This window comes from Vibrio sp. SCSIO 43136, assembly GCF_023716565.1.
GTDB lineage: Bacteria > Pseudomonadota > Gammaproteobacteria > Enterobacterales > Vibrionaceae > Vibrio.
The window spans coordinates 709189-727180 of record NZ_CP071849.1; the positions used below are offsets into that span (position 1 = coordinate 709189).

Below are 17992 nucleotides of genomic sequence, written 5' to 3' on the forward strand. Positions count from 1 at the left end.
ACACATTCTACAGCTTTATGGGATATGAATGAAGTATCGCATAAAGAGAGGATGGCTATGAAGCGTTGCCGACTTTCACCGAAGTGACCTCAAGTAACTATCGAATTTCAACGGAAGTCAAAATATCATGTAGCTTGGGGAAATGTAAAGAAAATTCCCTACGTAACAAAGACTTGTCAACTAGCTTGGAATCTAGGTCTTCAATCGCATAATCCAAGAAAGATGTAACCCATCCACTAGTTTTGGTGGGCGGTTTTATTCCTGTTTGATTTTCTATGAATGTTTTTATCTTAGCTAGTTGATTGTTTTTATTGATTTTTATCTGGCTATTGCATTTGACGTGGTAGATTTGAGATACACACTGAAACAAACTATCTTCATCCAGTTTCGCGAGCGTTTTGTCCTGGTATAGGTTTTTGTTCTTAATTCGATACTCTAACTTAAAAATATCAACGTTCTTTTCTTCATATAGCCATTTGTAAAATAAGACTTTTGAAGCTTTGGATATGAGCAACCCTTCAACTGTACTGTCAAGCAAAACTACATTTTTTGTCTTTAAGTATTCTTGGGTAATGCTACGCATTGTTTGATATGCGGAGAGCTCTTTGAATGTTGACCTATTATGATCGAGTGTCAGCTTCCTCTTTTGGAATGACAGTAGTTTTTCAACTTGTTCTCTGCGTTTCTTATGAGATTTACTGTAACCTAAGTTAAGTTGGTTTCTTTCTTCTTTAAGTGAGTTCTCACTCAGTCCAATTAAACTGATTGAATCTTTAAACTTAACTTCTAGCTCATTTGGGTTGTTAGTCGCTATAAACTCAAAAGCTTTGTCTACGTCATAGATAAAGAGATAAGGTATGGAGGCGTTTGTCTTACCAGGGTTGATTGCCTCAGACAGTACGTTGTCGCTTCCTCCTGCATAAACGTCAGAGTAAGTTAGATTTGGGTAAAGGTTTGATAACTTGACGTTTGATAGAAGTTCCCTCTCGGTTGCGCCTTCAACAAACAATATGTGTTGGCTAAAAAACAGTCGAGCTTCGTTGTCGCTAAATTTGTTTAGGAATCTGATATCATCATACTTTGAGTTCAACTCGGTAATCTTAGTTCCTTCTCTCACTCCAGACCCAAGCATGGCAACATGGTAGATGTTCTGCTTCTTATCAAATTTTCGTATTACTTCTTTTACTATATTTGGCGAGTGGGTAGTTATAAATATCTTGGGGAAAGGGGTGTTTACCTTTCGTCCTGATGCGGAAATCGAAGACTCATGGAAGTTATCGTAGATTCTATTTACTAAGTACTCGCAACGTTTTGGATGTAAACCTACTTCAGGTTCGTCAATGAATATGATAGGGGAGATGTATTCTCTTCTGGTGATCCAGATAAGTAATGTTAACGCGCTATCAATAAAGTTGAATGAGTTAGTTCCATCGGATTGTTTCTCTGCAAACTCGCCTGAGCTGTAGAATTGATCTCCTGGAAGACTTGCTTTCACTAGACTGATGATCTTTTCTTTGTGACTGTAATCTATGATGTTGTTTTTAGTGTTTATTATATCGATCAGCGATAAAAACTCCCCTTGACCTGGAGATATTTGTTCATCAACGTATGAGCTTACATCTTCTGAAGTTATCTCATTGACTTTGAAGGATTTGATTCTTGCTATTAGATTCCACAAATCGTCCCATTCATGGAGGTTTATGTGTCTAGCATCGATAGCAAAAAATGGGAAAAGGTAAGAAATCAAGCTTCTAATCTGTGGATTTCCGTTCTTCCAAAATGAAGTTCCATCTTTGTTTACAATCAAACCAAGCTTGAATTTTTCACCTAAATCAGCTTTGTCTTTTGGACGTTTCTCATTGAAAAGGAAGCCAAACATGTCTGCTTCTTTATTGAACATCGTAGAATAGATGTGCTTGAAGAAAGGACTTTGCTGTGCGTTGCTACGAGAAGCCGTAACAATCTTTCTAATTCTTGAGAGGTCAAACTCAATTTCAATCTCACCATGAGGGCTGTAGTTTGAGTTTAAAGTAGGAGAAAGAATTCTTTCCCCTTCGATTTGACTGTAGAAGTATTTGATTATCTTGAATAGGTTAGACTTTCCTGCGTTGTTTGTACCAACGAAACAGTTTATGTCATTTATGTTTTTTAGATCGAGCTCTTGAAATGAAAGTAGATTATTAATCTTGATCGACAATACGGACATAGGATGCTTATTAACAGGGCGTGTATAAGCAAGTGATTTTATTGAGTTAAGTTTGGTAGGTCAATTAGCTCTTTGACCAGAGACAGGAATTTGTTTGTACAACACTTTTAAAGCTATCGATTGACACTTATCTAAGAATCCAAATCAATAGCTTCCATTAGTGATCCTATGCGCTTAAATCCACCTTCTAAGCGATAGATAACCCCGACATTGGCATAGGGTCTAAGAGCTTCTTCGATTATCTCAGAGCGAATCACAAGTGACTTAGAATCAGCATCAACAGCATGTGGAGCGATGCGCTGCTCAATGTCAGAAAACTCTTTATGTAACCCTGTAAGTTCGACTAACTCCTTGAACAGATGGTGATAGAAAATTTTAGTGTCTTTTGGCTTCCTATCGACGATTTCAGCCAGCAGACTCAAGGCTAGAATATGCCAAGTGTCAAACGCCCAGAGGCAGGGATAGCTTCGTATATAATTAAGAGTATGAGGTAACTTTGGGTGTTTCCTAGCGGGGCTAGGCTGAAATAACTGATTCAGTGTCATCCACTTCGACCATCTGGAGTAGTCTCTTTTGAACAAGTTATCTTTTGAAAGTAGATAAAGCTCAGAGTTGGTTTTAGCCTGTCTTACGGCGTCTTTTGTTGTTCTAGCCTTCTTTGCCTTATTGTTCGATTCCTTTAAAAAACTTTGTTGAGATCTTTCAATTTTCAGCATTAATTTGGGGTACTTCAACCATTTCCAGGTAGCCCGATTATTCTCAGATGTTGCTGGAGTGCGGATAACTACGCTTCCATTAAGATCAACGACATCGTCAGGTAAACAATCCTTTAATAGAAACGCTACCCAGATGTGGCTGTGACCTCGAATCGCCTTGAGCAGAAGGTATTCCTCCGTCAGCTTTACTTGGCTAACGCTGTCTACACGCTGTTCAGAGCGAGAATAAATAGTGACTTCTTCGCGATACGTGTACTTGTCAATCTGGCATTCAAACTTTTGAGTTAAGCTAGGTAACAAAATGTAGTTACCTTTAATAAACTTTCTAGCTGAGTCTTTTGCACTACGAACACGTTTTTTCTTGATACGTTCTGCTTCACGCTCCGGAAACTGATCGTGCTTATCAATGAGTTGTTCTCGGCACCATTCGTAAAGCCATTTGTAAGGCACTTTTTTCGCTTTTAGATCTGAGAGTGCTTCATCAATGTTGCGATTAAGGTAGGCACTTAAATCAAACTCTATTGAAGGGATTTTATTGTGTTGATAGTAGGTTGTTTTTTCAGCTTCATTTTCATGAGTGACGAATATTTCGATCACTATGTCACCGAGTTCGGTTTCGAGAAGTACATCCGCGATATAGCGGTCTAAGCGTACTTCTAGCTTTCCACCTCGAACATTTGTTGATACTTCGCACTGGCTCAGTGTTTGTCCTTTGTATTCAAAGGATGCTGGCGGAAGATAAAGGGGCTGCGATTCAAGAAAAAAGTGTTGTGCGACTAAGTGGAGTTGAGTCATTAAGCAGTTACTGTTTTCGTCTTTCGATTCATGTGCAAAATGATGTCTTGTACCACTAGTTCCATTGTTTTTAGCTACTAAGCGATCTCCACAAGCAGAGCATACGCAATTGCACTTTAAGCCATTCTCGACAGAATCAACATGCCTTAAGGTATTTGAATCGCCATGTAACGCATATTCTAGCATCGCCACTCCTCTCAACTCGAAGGTGATGAGCCAACCAAAGCCCATTAAATCAATATGATAAGCTAAGTGAAAATAGAGCAAGTTACTAGTGTTGGCTTCAAGTTTTGGAGGTATTGAGCTTGGAAATCGGTTATGGTTCAAATGCATAAGTTCTTGGAAGATGTTCTTTGCTGACTCTAATGGATGGAGAACCAACTATTTGTTTGTCTATATCCTAACTGGAAATTGCGCAATCTTAGTTCTGATTACTCTTTCGTCAGGCCTTAACCAGTCCTCAAGGAACACGTCAAACATAAGGGCATCGATTAAGTCAAAGGGTTTGGCGGTTACGTATTTATGACTTTGCGCTTCTGCTGAGACTAAGATTGTTTCTGAGGTTATCTATAAGGTTAAAATGCTCATCAAACTGAAATGACGGATAGTACCTCCAGCCGTTCACATTGATACAAAGAGCGTTGTGCTGCTCTTCGGGTAATTCCTCATGAGAAATTAGTGCAGTAGAGTTCTCATGAGTATTAGTTTAATGTCACTCAGATTGATTGTTATCGCATTATCTACGTATTTTGCTGTGGGCTTTTAACGCATCTTCATTTACCACATGGTTAGGTTTTTGTGTTGGTTGCATTCAACTTGTTTTGCTGCTGCGTTAGCTGCTTTAGCGAAAAGAGCAACTTCCTCTGTAGTGTAAGCTTTCCGAGTTTTCCTTGATTTAACGTTAGTCATTGCTGAGTTCCTAGCATCGGAAATATGACACCATATTAGACTAAAAACTGTGCAAAGAGAAAAGGCGAACCAAATGGTTCGCCTTTTGTTTTCAAGTTAGTTTCCAACTTAGTTATCGGTTTCCAACTTGGTTATCTGTGATCAATTCCAACCCTTAATCTTCATACTCCGAAACACTCGGACAAGAACAAATCAGGTTACGGTCGCCATACACGTTATCTACGCGGTTAACCGTTGGCCAGTACTTCGATGCTTTGGTTTGTTTCGATGGGAAACAAGCAAGTTCACGAGAGTATGGACGTTCCCATTCGGTAGAGGCTAAGTCTACTTGAGTGTGCGGTGCGTTGACTAGTGGGTTGTTGTCTAGCGGCCACTCGCCATTTTTTACTTTGGTCATCTCTTCACGGATAGCAATCATTGCATCACAGAAACGATCAAGCTCTGCCAAGTCTTCAGATTCTGTAGGCTCTACCATTAGAGTGCCAGCAACTGGGAAAGACATGGTTGGGGCGTGGAAGCCAAAATCCATTAGGCGTTTTGCGATGTCTTCTTCGCTAATGCCTGTCTCTTCTTTTAGGGGACGGATATCAACAATACACTCATGCGCTACACGACCATTGTTACCGCGATAAAGCACAGGGTAGTGTGGCAACAGTCGTTCCATCACATAGTTGGCGTTTAGGATAGCGACTTTAGTTGCGTCCGTTAGGCCTTCGCTGCCTGTCATGGCGATATATGCCCATGAAATTGGCAAGATTGATGCACTGCCTAGATCAGCAGCCGCAACTGCGTAGTCTTTACCTTCCACACCATTTTCGATGTGACCAGGTAGGAAAGGTGCTAGATGCGATTTCACACCGATAGGACCCATACCCGGGCCGCCACCACCGTGTGGAATACAGAAGGTTTTGTGCAAGTTAAGGTGCGAAACGTCTGAACCAATGAAGCCTGGATTGGTCAGGCCAACTTGGGCGTTCATATTGGCACCATCAAGGTAAACTTGACCACCAGCTTCATGAACCATCTCGCACACCTGCTTCACGTGCTCTTCATATACGCCGTGCGTAGAAGGGTAGGTGATCATGATGCTTGAAACGTTTTCACGATGTTTTTCAATTTTTGCTGCTAGATCATCTAGATCGATGTTGCCATCTTCATCACACTTCACCACGACAACTTTCATCGAGACCATGGATGCAGTCGCAGGGTTAGTGCCGTGTGCTGAGCTAGGGATAAGACAGATATTACGATGTCCTTCCCCACGGCTTTGGTGGTAACGCTGAATGGCAATTAGACCAGCATATTCACCAGATGCGCCAGAGTTAGGCTGTAGTGAGAACTCATCATAGCCTGTGATTTCACACAGCTTTTTCTTCAGGTCTTCAGCAAGTGCGCTATAGCCGGCTGCTTGCTCAATTGGTGCGTATGGGTGGATGTTCCCAAACTCAGGCCAAGTGACAGGGATCATCTCTGCTGTCGCATTTAGCTTCATGGTACAGCTACCTAGAGGGATCATGCCGTGCGTCAGTGAGAAGTCTTTGTTCTCTAGTTGCTTCAAGTAACGAAGCATCTGAGTTTCACTATGGTGAGTATTGAATACTTCGTGCGTTAAGAAACTGGTGGTACGACGCAATGCTTCTGGGATTGCAGCAAATTCATTGTTGGCGATATCGCTAGATAGCGTTTGGATATCACACTCTATTGCGAAGACACTAAACAGCGCTGCGATATCAGCGTTACCAGTGGTTTCATCCAAGCTAATACCGATCTGACCATCTAGTAGGCGAAGGTTGATGCCTGCTTGCTGCGCTTTCTCGTAAAGCGCTTGAGTTTGTTCGCCAGTGTTGATAGTAATTGTGTCGAAGAAGGTGTTGTGTGCTAGCTCAAAGCCAGATTTTGTTAGGCCAGCAGCTAAGATCGCAGTGTAGTGATGAGTGCGACGAGCGATTTTACGCAAGCCTTCTTGGCCATGGTAAACCGCATAGAAAGAAGCCATGTTCGCCAGTAGCGCTTGAGCAGTACAAATGTTAGACGTCGCTTTTTCACGACGAATATGCTGTTCACGCGTTTGCATTGCCATGCGTAAGGCTTGGTTACCTTTTGAATCGATTGAAACACCGATCACACGACCTGGCATAGTACGTTTGTGTTTATCACGCGTTGCCATGAATGCTGCGTGAGGACCACCGTAACCCATTGGAACGCCAAAGCGTTGTGCGCTACCGATAACTACGTCAGCACCCATCTCACCTGCAGGTTTTAGTAGTGCAGAAGCGAGAAGGTCAGTGGCGACAGTCACAAGCGTTTTGTTCGCCTGCGCCTGTGAAATCAAGTCAGTGAGGTCATAGACTTCACCTGTTGTGCTTGGGTACTGAACCAGTGCCCCAAACACATCGTGTTCTGGTAGAGAGGTAACAGAGTCAACCACCACATCAAAGCCGATAAACTCAGCACGAGTTTTTACCACTTCGATGGTTTGTGGGTGAACGTCACTCGCAACAAAGAATGTCTTACTCTTGCTCTTGCCTGCACGTTGACACAGTGTCATCGCTTCAGCTGCCGCAGTTGCTTCATCAAGAAGAGAAGCATTCGCAATTTCCATTCCCGTAAGATCCATCACCATCTGTTGGAAGTTCAACAGGGCTTCAAGGCGGCCTTGTGAAATTTCAGGCTGGTATGGAGTGTAAGCCGTGTACCAGCCTGGATTCTCAAGCACGTTACGCAAAATAACATTTGGCGTTAGCGTATTGTAGTAACCTTGACCGATGAAAGTACGTTTAAGCTCATTGAGGTTAGCAAACTGCTTCATTGCTTCAAGCATGTCGACTTCGCTCATTGGCTCAGACGTTACCATTGGCTGTTCCAGTCGGATCTGCGCTGGCACAGTTTCCTCAATCAGTGCATCCATGCTCTCTGCGTTGATCGCTGAAAGCATTTTTTGCTGTTCCTGTCCGTCAGGGCCGTTATGGCGACTGATGAATTCGTTATCCGTGCTTAGTTGTTGAAGTAACTCTGTCATATCTCTCTACCGCGATCGCTTAGATCTTATTCGTCTTCTAAAGAGTTTTCATACTCTTCAGCGTCTTTTAGGTTGTCTAGTTCACCAGCGTCAGCAAGTTTCACTTTAACGATCCAACCGCCTTCGTAAGATTCTTCGTTAATCAGCTCTGGGCTATCTTCTAGCTCTTCGTTGATTTCTAGAATTTCACCAGTTACAGGCGCATAAATGTCAGAAGCAGCTTTAACCGATTCAACTAGTGAAAAGCTATCACCAGCTTCAATTTCGTCGCCCACGTCTGGTAAATCAACAAATACCACGTCACCAAGCATCTCCTGTGCGTGCTCAGAAATACCGATAGTTACCGTACCGTCGCCATTGTCGCGAACCCACTCGTGGCTATCAGCAAACTTCAGTGTTTTGTCCATTTATATGTCTCCAATGTATCGTCAATTTTTATTGGTAAAGCGGGAAGTGATGACAAAGCTGAGCAACTTGCTTTTTCACTTTTTGCTCCACTTCGCTATTGCCTTCAGGGCTTTCAACTAGCCCGTCTAGCACATCACCAATCCATTCACCGATGAGTTTAAATTCTTCTGTGCCGAAACCGCGGCTTGTTCCAGCAGGCGTGCCTAAGCGAATGCCTGAGGTAATCATAGGCTTCTCTGAGTCAAATGGGATGCCATTTTTATTACATGTGATGCCTGCGCGCTCTAAAGCATCTTCGACCTGATTGCCTTTCAACCCTTTAGGTCGCAAGTCAACCAGCATTAAGTGAGTATCTGTGCCGCCCGTGACAATGTCGCATCCTCGGGTCTGAAGCACTTCAGCAAGGACTTTTGCGTTATCCACTACACGCTGAGTGTAGTTTTTGAATTCTGGACCTAATGCCTCACCAAAAGCGACGGCTTTTGCAGCAATGACATGCATTAGTGGGCCACCTTGAAGGCCAGGAAATACCGCTGAGTTAATTTTTTTGATGGTACTTTCATCATTGGTGAGGATCATGCCTCCACGCGGACCACGCAGTGTTTTGTGCGTCGTTGTTGTTACCACGTCTGCGTATGGAATAGGGCTTGGATGTACACCAGTTGCGACTAGACCAGCAATGTGCGCCATATCGACCATAAGTAGTGCACCGACTTCATCAGCGATTTCACGGAACTTGGCAAAGTCTATGGTGCGTGGGATAGCGCTACCACCAGCAATGATGAGCTTTGGCTTGTGTTCAACGGCAAGTTTACGTACGTCTTCGTAATTAATTTCTAAGGTTTCTTTATCCACGCCATATTGAACAGCGTTGAACCATTTACCGGACAGTGCAGGTTTTGCACCATGAGTTAGGTGACCACCAGCATCTAGAGACATACCTAACACAGTGTCGTTCGGTTGAAGCAAGGCCAACATCACCGCACCATTTGCTTGTGCACCAGAGTGAGGCTGGACGTTAGCGTATTCACAACGGAAGAGACGTTTAGCACGCTCGATGGCAATAGCTTCTACTGTATCGACATGTTCGCAACCACCGTAGTATCGACGGCCTGGGTAACCTTCAGCGTATTTGTTGGTTAGACAGGTTCCTTGCGCTTGCATAACGGCTTTGGAAACAATGTTTTCAGAAGCAATCAGTTCAATTTGATCACTTTGACGAGCAGATTCGGCTTGAATGCCAGCAAATACTGCGTCGTCGGTAGCAGCGAGCGAGGTAGTGTAGAAGTTTTCTAGATTGTGATTTTGGTATGTCTGAGTCATGGCTGTGACCTTACTGGGACTAATTAGCGTTACCGCTAACTAGTTAAGATTAATATTCACTGTTATTGGCTGTGCTTTTCGCATCTTGTAGTGTTTGTTTAGTGGCGTAATCGTTTGCTTTACAGTTTGTACAACGACTGATAATGAACGATTTCTACGGGGGCTAAACAAGCACATCTTTATTGTTGTTGACTAACAAGCCTGTAACATAGCTCGGACTGAGATCACAATCAATCAAAAATTTCCTATTGGAAACATGTTTTCCGGTTTTGTTAGCTGGCGCACTGTTTATTTAACAACTGGATCTTTTATGTTCAAGCGCAGATGTGCACAATGAGAGACATTACAGGAAGTAGACAAATTGAGACGAAAATGTCGGAAGACCTCTATGACGAATACCCTTCTTTGACTCTCGCAAAAGAAGCACAACAAGAGAACATTGAGCCCCTCAAATTAGGGGAACGATTAAAACAGATTCGAATGGATTTGGGGCTGACGTTGGAAGACGCCAGTAAGCGCACTGGATTGGCGAGGTCAACCCTATCTAAAATTGAGAATGAACAGATCTCACCTACGTTTCAAGCGATGCAGAAACTGACCCAAGGTCTCAATATAGATATGCCTCAACTCTTTGAACCACCAAAGAAAAAAACGGCAACGGGACGTCGGGATATTACCTTGAAAGGGCAGGGTAAACCTCATCCAACACCCACTTATGAACATGAGTTATTGGCTACTCAGTTATCAAATAAAAAGATGATGCCTTTTAAAAGCCGCGTCCACTCACGTAGCTTTAGTGATTACCCTGATTGGGTGCGACATGATGGCGAAGAGTTCCTACTCATCTTAGAAGGTGAAGTGCAGTTTTTCAGTGAATTCTATGAGCCAGTGACTTTGAGTGAAGGAGACAGCGTTTATTACGATGCCAACATGGGGCACATGTTGATTTCTTTGAGTGAAAAAGATGCCCTAATTTTGTGGGTGACTGCTAAGTAATTGCAATTACATATGTTTCCTATAGTGAAGGCAAACGTTTGCTAACAATGGTTACTGAAGTGATTTGGATGAAAAAGACCCTAGAAAGGGTCTTTTTTTCGTTTATCTGAATGCCACAAGTGCTTAACAGATGTAAAAAAGCTGTAAAACATCACACATTAGTGATTGAATAGGGCGCACAAGTTTCCTTGGTAGTGAACTTTGTCTACTATCGGAAACACGACAAGGTTTAGTGGAAAAACCAAACGCTCACTCGAGCCCATGGAGAAGAAAATGACTCAACTACTTACAACACCTTTGCACACTCTTCACGTAGAAGCAGGCGCAAAAATGGTTCCTTTTGCAGGTTACGACATGCCTGTGCAGTACGCACTAGGGGTTAAAAAAGAACATCTTCATACTCGTGATGCTGCTGGTCTTTTTGATGTTAGTCATATGGGACAGCTTAAGTTACATGGCGCAGATGCCGCCAAAGCGCTGGAAGCACTAGTACCTGTTGATATTATTGATCTCCCTGTTGGCACTCAGCGTTACGCCTTCTTTACCAATGAAAACGGCGGCATCATGGATGATTTGATGGTTGCCAACTTTGGAGAGTACTTGTTTGTGGTCGTTAACGCAGCATGTAAGGCGCAAGACATCGCTCACCTGAAAGCAAACTTGCCCGAATCTGTAGAACTTGAATTAGTAGAAGACAGGGCACTGCTAGCACTACAAGGACCTAAAGCGGTAGATGTGCTTTCTCAATTAAACCCTGCCGTGAGTGACATGGTGTTTATGGATGCTAGAGAAATTGAATTGCTTGGCGAAACCTGCCTTGTAAGTCGCTCAGGCTACACGGGTGAAGATGGTTTTGAAATTTCTGTTTCAGCAACCAACGCTCCATCGTTGGCAAAAGCACTGTTGGAGTTTGAACAAGTTGAGTGGATTGGCTTAGGTGCTCGTGACTCGTTACGACTAGAGTGTGGCCTGTGTCTGTATGGTCATGACCTCGATACAGAAACGACGCCAGTTGAGAGCAGCTTGTTGTGGGGTATTAGTAAGGTGCGACGCAATGGTGGTGAGCGTGTGGGAGGTTTCCCAGGTGCTGACATTATTCTAGAGCAGATTGAGACTAAAAATGTTGCTCGCAAGCGTATCGGTTTAGTAGGCCAAACTAAAGCACCAGTGCGAGAAGGCGCTAAGCTTTTTGATGCAAGTAATAATGAAATTGGTGTAGTGACCAGTGGCACAGCAGGACCAAATGCAGGCAAACCAGTTTCCATGGGCTACGTTACGCCTGAATTCGCAGCAATTGGAACGGAAGTTTATGCTGAAGTACGTGGCAAGATGCTGGCGATGACGGTGGAAAAAATGCCATTTGTCCCACAACGTTACTACCGCGGTTAAACTACACTGGCTATATTGCCTAGTGGTTCTTTCCCAGTGTCTTTGAAATCGTAACTAATTGAACTGTCAGCCTAAAAGCTGGCAGTTTTGTTATTGAAGTCCGAATTTTAATCGAAAGTTTTATAAACTATTGAACTACTAGTACGCTTTAGGTAACGTGACTGAAAATAACTCTAAGGAACGGATATTATGAAATGTCAATTGTTGCTAGCCTCATTGATTGGTTGCGCACTAAGTGGGGCAGCATCAGCGACTGATGAAGTCTCTACCTTCATTATTAATGGTACAGATGCAACCGCCAGCAATTACCCGTATTTTGCGAGCCTTTATTACGATACTCGTTGGATGGGTGGGTACGCCGCAAACTATTGCGGTGCCACTATCATCGATGCAAATCATGTGCTGACAGCGGCGCACTGTGTCACTGACGATAGTGTTAGCCAGTACACAAGAATTGCTATTCAGGTCCAAAGCGAAAGCAATCCCGATGCGGTAGAAACGGCTTGGGCATCAGAATTTTACCGTCACCCCGACTACGTCGATAGCAGCTCAGTGCTTTGGCCAAATGATATTGCGATCATTAAGCTTGCTACACCGTTGAGCACCGCAGGTATTGCCGCAACACTTGGTGTCGATGCAGACAAAGCCAATTACAGTAACTCTTCAACTAACTTCACCATCATCGGACATGGTGATACTTGGCACAATGGTGTAAATCAAGGTGATGACAACGACTCGTTAGAAGAAACTACCGTATCTTATTATGTTGGTTGTACTGAACCAGGAGCTGTTGAGACGCCAACCCGAGCAATCTGTGTACAGGGCGCAATCGTCAATGGAGCGAGACGTTCGGGTTGTAACGGTGACTCCGGCGGCCCACTGATTTGGCAAGACACTGCCAATAGCCAAACCAAAGTTGTCGGGATCACCAGTTATGGTGCGACTCAATGTGGCACTACCGCAGCGACCATTAGCGGTGTCTACACTGAAATTGCTACTTATACTGATTGGATTAACGGTATCGTGAATGGTTCAAGCAGTCAGCAACCAGATTACACGGTGACTACTGATGGTCGTACTGATGCAAGTTATGACACGACCTCAGGCGGCGCAGGTAGCTTAGGTGTGCTTGCATTGCTTGGGCTGGTTGGTTTTGGAGCGCTTCGCAGAAGATAATCTAACAGCAACAAAATATTAATTAGGGAGGTAGTCTGCGGGCTACCTCCCTTTTTTGCACCAATAACTAACCTAAGACTTAGTAATTGGTACTAAAGACTTAGGTTGCTAGGCCTTGTGAAAATATAGTTTGGCGAAAAATGTAAAATGAGTCGAAAAACGTCGCCACGGTAATGAGTTCTATGTGTTGATAACGCATTGATTGCGATAGTGTAGGTAATAAACAACACTAAAGGACTAAGTTTATGAAACGTCGATATATGTTGGCTTCAATTGCCGCAGGGTTAATGGCAGGAAGCGTATTGGCTTCTGAAGATGTAGCACCAATGATAATCAATGGGACAGAAGCAAATGCCAGCGACTACCCGTACTTTGCTAGCCTCTACTATGATCTTCGTGGCCAAGGAGGCTATGCGCATAATTATTGTGGTGCAACTGTTATCGATGAATATCATGTGCTAACTGCCGCCCATTGTGTCTTAGACAAAGATTACAATGAGAAGACAAAAATTGCGTTACAAGTCCAAGATGAAAACTATCCCGATGCGGTAGAAACTGCTTGGGCGTCTGAATTCTATCTACACCCATTCTATGTCGATGGTTTTAATGCGCTTTGGGCAAATGATATTGCCATCATAAAGTTAGCCACGCCACTTAAAACCCCAAATATCAAGGCTACTTTTGGTGTGGATGCCGATCGAACAAACTACAGTACAGGCTCGGCGCAGCTGACAATTCTAGGCCATGGGGATACATGGAGTGGTCACTACTATAATGAAGACTACAGCGATAGTTTAGAGTCTGCGCAAGTCAGTTTTTTAGAAATGTGTACAGAACAGGGCGCAATAGAAACACCATCAAGATCTATCTGTGTTACGGGAGAGGTGGTAGGAAGTAAGCGCAAAGCACCATGCACTGGAGACTCAGGTGGACCGCTGGTCTGGCAAGATACAGACAACAATGTTACCAAGATCATCGGGGTGACGAGTTATGGTCCATCAGTTTGTGGTTGGCAGGGAGAGCAGCTTGCAGGCGTTTACACTGAAATAGCGACATATACTGATTGGATTGATGGCATTGTCTCTGGGACTAGTGACCAACAGCCGTATTACGTGGTTGGGTCAGCAGGGGGAGATAGCAGCAGCGGCGGCGGTAGCTTAGGCTGGTTAGCACTGTTAGGCTTATTTGGATTGGGGTTCTGGCGTAGGAACTGATCCGACGAGCGCTGATTTCTAGTTACGAGAGGCAAATTTATGTGATTTGCCTCTCGTTTTTTGTTTGGCTCAACTACACTTCATACAGATACCAAATGTGATCTAAATCACTAGGGGGCGTTATGCGTCGATCTGTATTTAGTGGATGTTTAGCTTTTGCATTGGCACAGGGTAGTGCGTTGGCTCTGGAAGTTGAGCCGTATATCGTCAATGGTAGTCAGGCGACCATTAACGAATATCCGTATATGGCGAACCTCATCTATGACCGCAGAGACGATTTGCGTTTCTACGGTAATTATTGCGGGGCAACCATTCTAGACGAATGGCATGTATTGACGGCGGCGCATTGTTTAACCGACAAAACTTACAACGATCACACCACTGTTGTCTTACAGATGGAAAAAGACTCAGACTTCTATCGCGCCCAGAAAATTCCAGCTGAAAAATTCTATTGGCGAGATGACTATCGGGATGGCTCTGCCAGTTTATGGGCTAATGACATAGCTATTATTAAGCTTGAATACGCAATTCAAGGTATCTCCTCCAATAACTTCGTACGACTACCAGCGAGCGGTGATGCTGCTAACTATCGTACCTCTAACGCATCATTTGTGGCGCTTGGTCACGGTAACACATCCAACGGTCGAGATAATTCATCGCAGCTTTTACAAGTTAATTTAAGTTATGTTTCCTCTGCTACTTGCAGCACCTTTGGCCGAATAAATGCATCGCACCTTTGCACTTCTGGCGACTACAGTGCAATCACCGGATTACGTGGCGGTATATGTCAGGGAGACTCAGGTGGCCCTTTGGTTTGGTTTGATGGCAATGTGTATCGACAGATAGGCATCGCAAGCTTTGGCCCTTCAACTTGCGGAAATTCAGGCTCTAGTGCTCAAGGGGTGTTTACCGAAGTATTGGATTATGTGGACTGGATAGGAAACGTTATCGCCGGGAATGTGCCAGCACAATACACTGTTGGAGGCGAGCTACCAACGATTGTCTCGACACCAATGGGTGACTCATCTTCCGCAGGGGCTATCTCATGGCTGAGTCTATTGGCAGTGTTCTTTGCGGCACATAGACGGCAGAAAAAAGGTGCTCTGCCTCGATGAATTGCCTGAAACTCTTATCTATTTGATTTTTCCACCTATACTCAAGTGACCAGCACTTTAGTAGGAAAACTCAATGAGAAAATTCGTTATTTTGTTGATGCTCTTTTCAGCGCCGAGCATGGCTAATTTATGGAAGTCCTGTGGTATCGGCCATTGGATCGCCGGGCCAACATGGAATGGCTATCTCGCCATTACCACCAACGTCACTTGGGATTTAGGTACAACCGCAACCACATCTAACTCTTTATCGCCAGGCACTTGTGCCGGGCCATTTTGGTCTGCGGCAACCTTTATCAAAGATACCTACCCAAAATTGGAAGAAGATACTGCGCAGGGCCAAGGTGAGCACCTAATGGCAATGCTGGATATTTTTGGTTGTGATCTCGACGCTCGTCCTGAAGTCGTGAATCAAATTCGAACTCAATTTAGTGACATTGTCACATCTCCAAATTACGAACAGTTAGATCAGTTAGAGAAAGCTGAAAATTACTATTACATGATCGAGGAAACTATGCCGCAGTTTGCGGGCCAATGTAGTGCGGTTTAGACAGTTTTTGCTGGCAGTCATAGGCTCTACTGTCAGTTTTTTTATTAGCGCTAGCCAGAGCATATCTGAACTTGCCACTGGTCCTCAGTGGCACAGTTTATTGCACATAGAGTCTGGTGACGCATCTATCTATAATGATGAATTCTACCTTTCACAAACTCGAGACCCAGAGCTGGAACTGCTGGCAACGATATCTGCATTTCAACAGCCCGCATCTGGCTCCATAGACTCACATCCCCTTTGCCGCTTTCCTGCTCGTCGATTATGGCTAGAGAACAAAACGGGTTTACAATTCCCTTCACTCAATTGTCAGCAATTTAAACAATGGAAAGATGAGAACCAAACGACTTCATTTAGCCTAGTGTTTGTTACCGGATACCTCGGTAATCCTGCTTCATTTTTCGGTCATCTATTGGTCAAAATGAATGATCAAAATGGGGGGGAGACAGACCTGTTTGATACCAGCATCAACTATGGAGCGAATGCAGACCGAGATGATAATCCGGTCAAATATGTCACTTATGGTCTGTTTGGTGGTTATGACGCAAGCTTTAGCGATGTTGATTATTACCAATTAGAATACAGCTACGCCGAAAATGAACAGCGAGAACTTTGGGAATACGAGCTTAACTTAACCGAAGAAGAGGTCGCGCTGCTAGAAGCTCATCTATGGGAGCTTCAAGGGATGCGTTTTCGCTATCTGTTTTTATCGGCTAACTGCGCAAGTCAAATTGCTAAACTTTTTGACATTGTGCTTAATGAACCACTATTAAAAAGCGGGCAGCCTTGGGATATGCCGTTGGATGTCTTTAAATCGATCGTAAATATTGAGCATCATGGAGAGCCTTTAGTGCGTTCGGTAAATAAGCGCACATCAAAATTCACTCGAATACACGATAAATATCTTGCCCTTAGCGAGCAAGAGCAAGCGATGACGCAAAAACTAGTAAAGTCTCCTGCTGATCTAAATGCTGAACAATTTGATCGTTTAGCAGTAGAGAGTAAACAAAAGATCATCAGCCTCTTGTTTGACTACTATGAGCTGGCGATTGGCTACCATGGTGAAGCATCAGCTAAGAAAATCAAACAGAGCTTATTGGTAAAAAGCTTGAGCCTGCCAGCGGCAAATATCGATTGGCCTGAGCGCAAGACCGAACCACCTCATGAAGCCCAAAATCCGAATCGAATAGCGCTCGCAGCAGGGATGGCGGAAAAGCCCTACCTCTCCTTGAACTATCGTGCGGGGTACTATGACTTCTTGGCCCGTTCAGCTGCTAGGTATCCCAATTCTAATGCCGTGTTTTTCTCAACTGAGGTTAGGTTTGACCAAGACAATTTGTGGTTACAGCGCTTTGATCTGTTTGATGTCACTACCTTGAATATTATTGATGTACCACTGTTTGAGGAAAGTCGGTGGGCGTGGCGTTCAAAGCTCAGCGTCGAGCAAGCCAGCTTGGAGACTCGCGATGATCTGCGTACTCGGTTCTATGCTGGTATCGGTTGGGCGGGGCAACGAAGCTTATCTTGGTATATGATCCCAAATTTGATGGTGGACTTTGCCTACATTGACCAATCCCGAATAGGGGCTGATTTAGGTTTGATTTATCTCACCGAAGCGTGGAAATCTCACCTATTGGTACACCCTTGGTTGGATGGAAGTAATCAAAGAAATGTGAAAGTTAGCTTTGATAACCGCTACGGTGATAGTGTCGATTGGGATATTCGCTTCATAATCGAGTATGACCAAATGGCGCAAGCGTCCATCGGTTACTCTCATTACTTTTAGTCGCTCGTCGCTGCGCGTTTTCTCTTAGCACGATTAGATTGATGAGCCGCAGGTTTACTGGGAACGGCTTTGCGCTCTTTGATGAGATGCCTTATAGATAGTATAGGGTGCGGTAGTAGCATTCTCGGGCCAGAGTAACGCATCACTAGGCGCATTTGCTCTTTTGGTTCTGGTTTATAGCAGTGGATAGGGCATTTATTGCAAGCTGGCTTGCTTTCGCCATAAGGGCAACGGTCAAGTTTGGTGTGTGCATATTCAAGAAGCTCTTTACACTGATCACATTGGCCGTCCACCGTACCATGGTGATCACGGCAATAAATAGACACCATCGCATCGACTGTTTTAAATTCGATCGCTAAAGCGCCTTTAAGGATCTCATCTGTCATCGCCTTA

Annotated in this window: 13 protein-coding genes; 7 read left to right on the plus strand and 6 right to left on the minus strand. The window is 43.9% G+C overall.

Translation table 11 applies throughout. The features are described from left to right. Nucleotides 1–97 precede the first annotated feature (97 nt). The 5 genes from J4N39_RS17935 to J4N39_RS17955 form a co-directional block, all read right to left on the minus strand. Nucleotides 98–2206 (minus strand): retron Eco8 family effector endonuclease, encoded by a 2109-nt coding sequence (locus tag J4N39_RS17935; RefSeq protein ID WP_252026469.1) that lies wholly within the window; start codon nt 2204–2206, stop codon nt 98–100. A 131-nt stretch (nt 2207–2337) separates the two neighbouring features. Further along, nucleotides 2338–4050: a competence protein CoiA family protein gene (locus tag J4N39_RS17940; protein ID WP_252026471.1), complete on the minus strand. Its 1713-nt coding sequence runs from the start codon at nt 4048–4050 to the stop codon at nt 2338–2340. Between the two features lie 730 nt (nt 4051–4780). Beyond that, complete coding sequence (gcvP, locus tag J4N39_RS17945) at nt 4781–7645, minus strand: aminomethyl-transferring glycine dehydrogenase (protein WP_252026473.1); 2865 nt, start codon at nt 7643–7645, stop codon at nt 4781–4783. Nucleotides 7646–7671: 26 nt separating this feature from the next. Next, nucleotides 7672–8052, minus strand: coding sequence for a glycine cleavage system protein GcvH (gene gcvH, locus J4N39_RS17950; protein WP_252026475.1), 381 nt, complete (start codon nt 8050–8052; stop codon nt 7672–7674). A 28-nt stretch (nt 8053–8080) separates the two neighbouring features. Further along, on the minus strand, nt 8081–9376 hold the full coding sequence (locus tag J4N39_RS17955) for a serine hydroxymethyltransferase (protein WP_252026477.1): 1296 nt from the start codon (nt 9374–9376) through the stop codon (nt 8081–8083). Between the two features lie 372 nt (nt 9377–9748). Between J4N39_RS17955 and J4N39_RS17960 the strand changes: the two genes are divergently transcribed. The 7 genes from J4N39_RS17960 (at nt 9749) to J4N39_RS17990 (ending at nt 17599) form a co-directional block, all read left to right on the plus strand. After that, nucleotides 9749–10372: a helix-turn-helix domain-containing protein gene (locus J4N39_RS17960; RefSeq protein ID WP_252026479.1), complete on the plus strand. Its 624-nt coding sequence runs from the start codon at nt 9749–9751 to the stop codon at nt 10370–10372. A 273-nt stretch (nt 10373–10645) separates the two neighbouring features. Next, a complete protein-coding gene (gene gcvT / locus J4N39_RS17965) occupies nt 10646–11761 on the plus strand; it encodes a glycine cleavage system aminomethyltransferase GcvT (RefSeq protein ID WP_252026481.1) in 1116 nt (371 codons plus the stop codon). Between the two features lie 189 nt (nt 11762–11950). Next, nucleotides 11951–12937, plus strand: a complete 987-nt coding sequence (locus J4N39_RS17970) for a S1 family peptidase (RefSeq protein ID WP_252026483.1) — start codon at nt 11951–11953, stop codon at nt 12935–12937. A 245-nt stretch (nt 12938–13182) separates the two neighbouring features. Next, a complete protein-coding gene (locus J4N39_RS17975) occupies nt 13183–14151 on the plus strand; it encodes a S1 family peptidase (RefSeq protein ID WP_252026485.1) in 969 nt (322 codons plus the stop codon). Between the two features lie 122 nt (nt 14152–14273). Next, the gene (locus J4N39_RS17980) at nt 14274–15266 is read left to right on the plus strand and encodes a S1 family peptidase (RefSeq protein WP_252026487.1); all 993 of its coding nucleotides are present in this window, start codon (nt 14274–14276) and stop codon (nt 15264–15266) included. Between the two features lie 73 nt (nt 15267–15339). Next, the gene (locus J4N39_RS17985) at nt 15340–15813 is read left to right on the plus strand and encodes a DUF3015 family protein (protein ID WP_252026489.1); all 474 of its coding nucleotides are present in this window, start codon (nt 15340–15342) and stop codon (nt 15811–15813) included. A 7-nt stretch (nt 15814–15820) separates the two neighbouring features. Beyond that, entirely contained in the window at nt 15821–17599 is a 1779-nt protein-coding gene (locus tag J4N39_RS17990; RefSeq protein ID WP_252026491.1) for an Lnb N-terminal periplasmic domain-containing protein, read from the plus strand. Here the strand turns inward: J4N39_RS17990 and J4N39_RS17995 are convergent. After that, on the minus strand, nt 17596–17985 hold the full coding sequence (locus J4N39_RS17995; RefSeq protein ID WP_252026493.1) for a nitrous oxide-stimulated promoter family protein: 390 nt from the start codon (nt 17983–17985) through the stop codon (nt 17596–17598). The genes J4N39_RS17990 and J4N39_RS17995 overlap by 4 nt on opposite strands. Between the last annotated feature and the right edge of the window lie 7 nt (nt 17986–17992).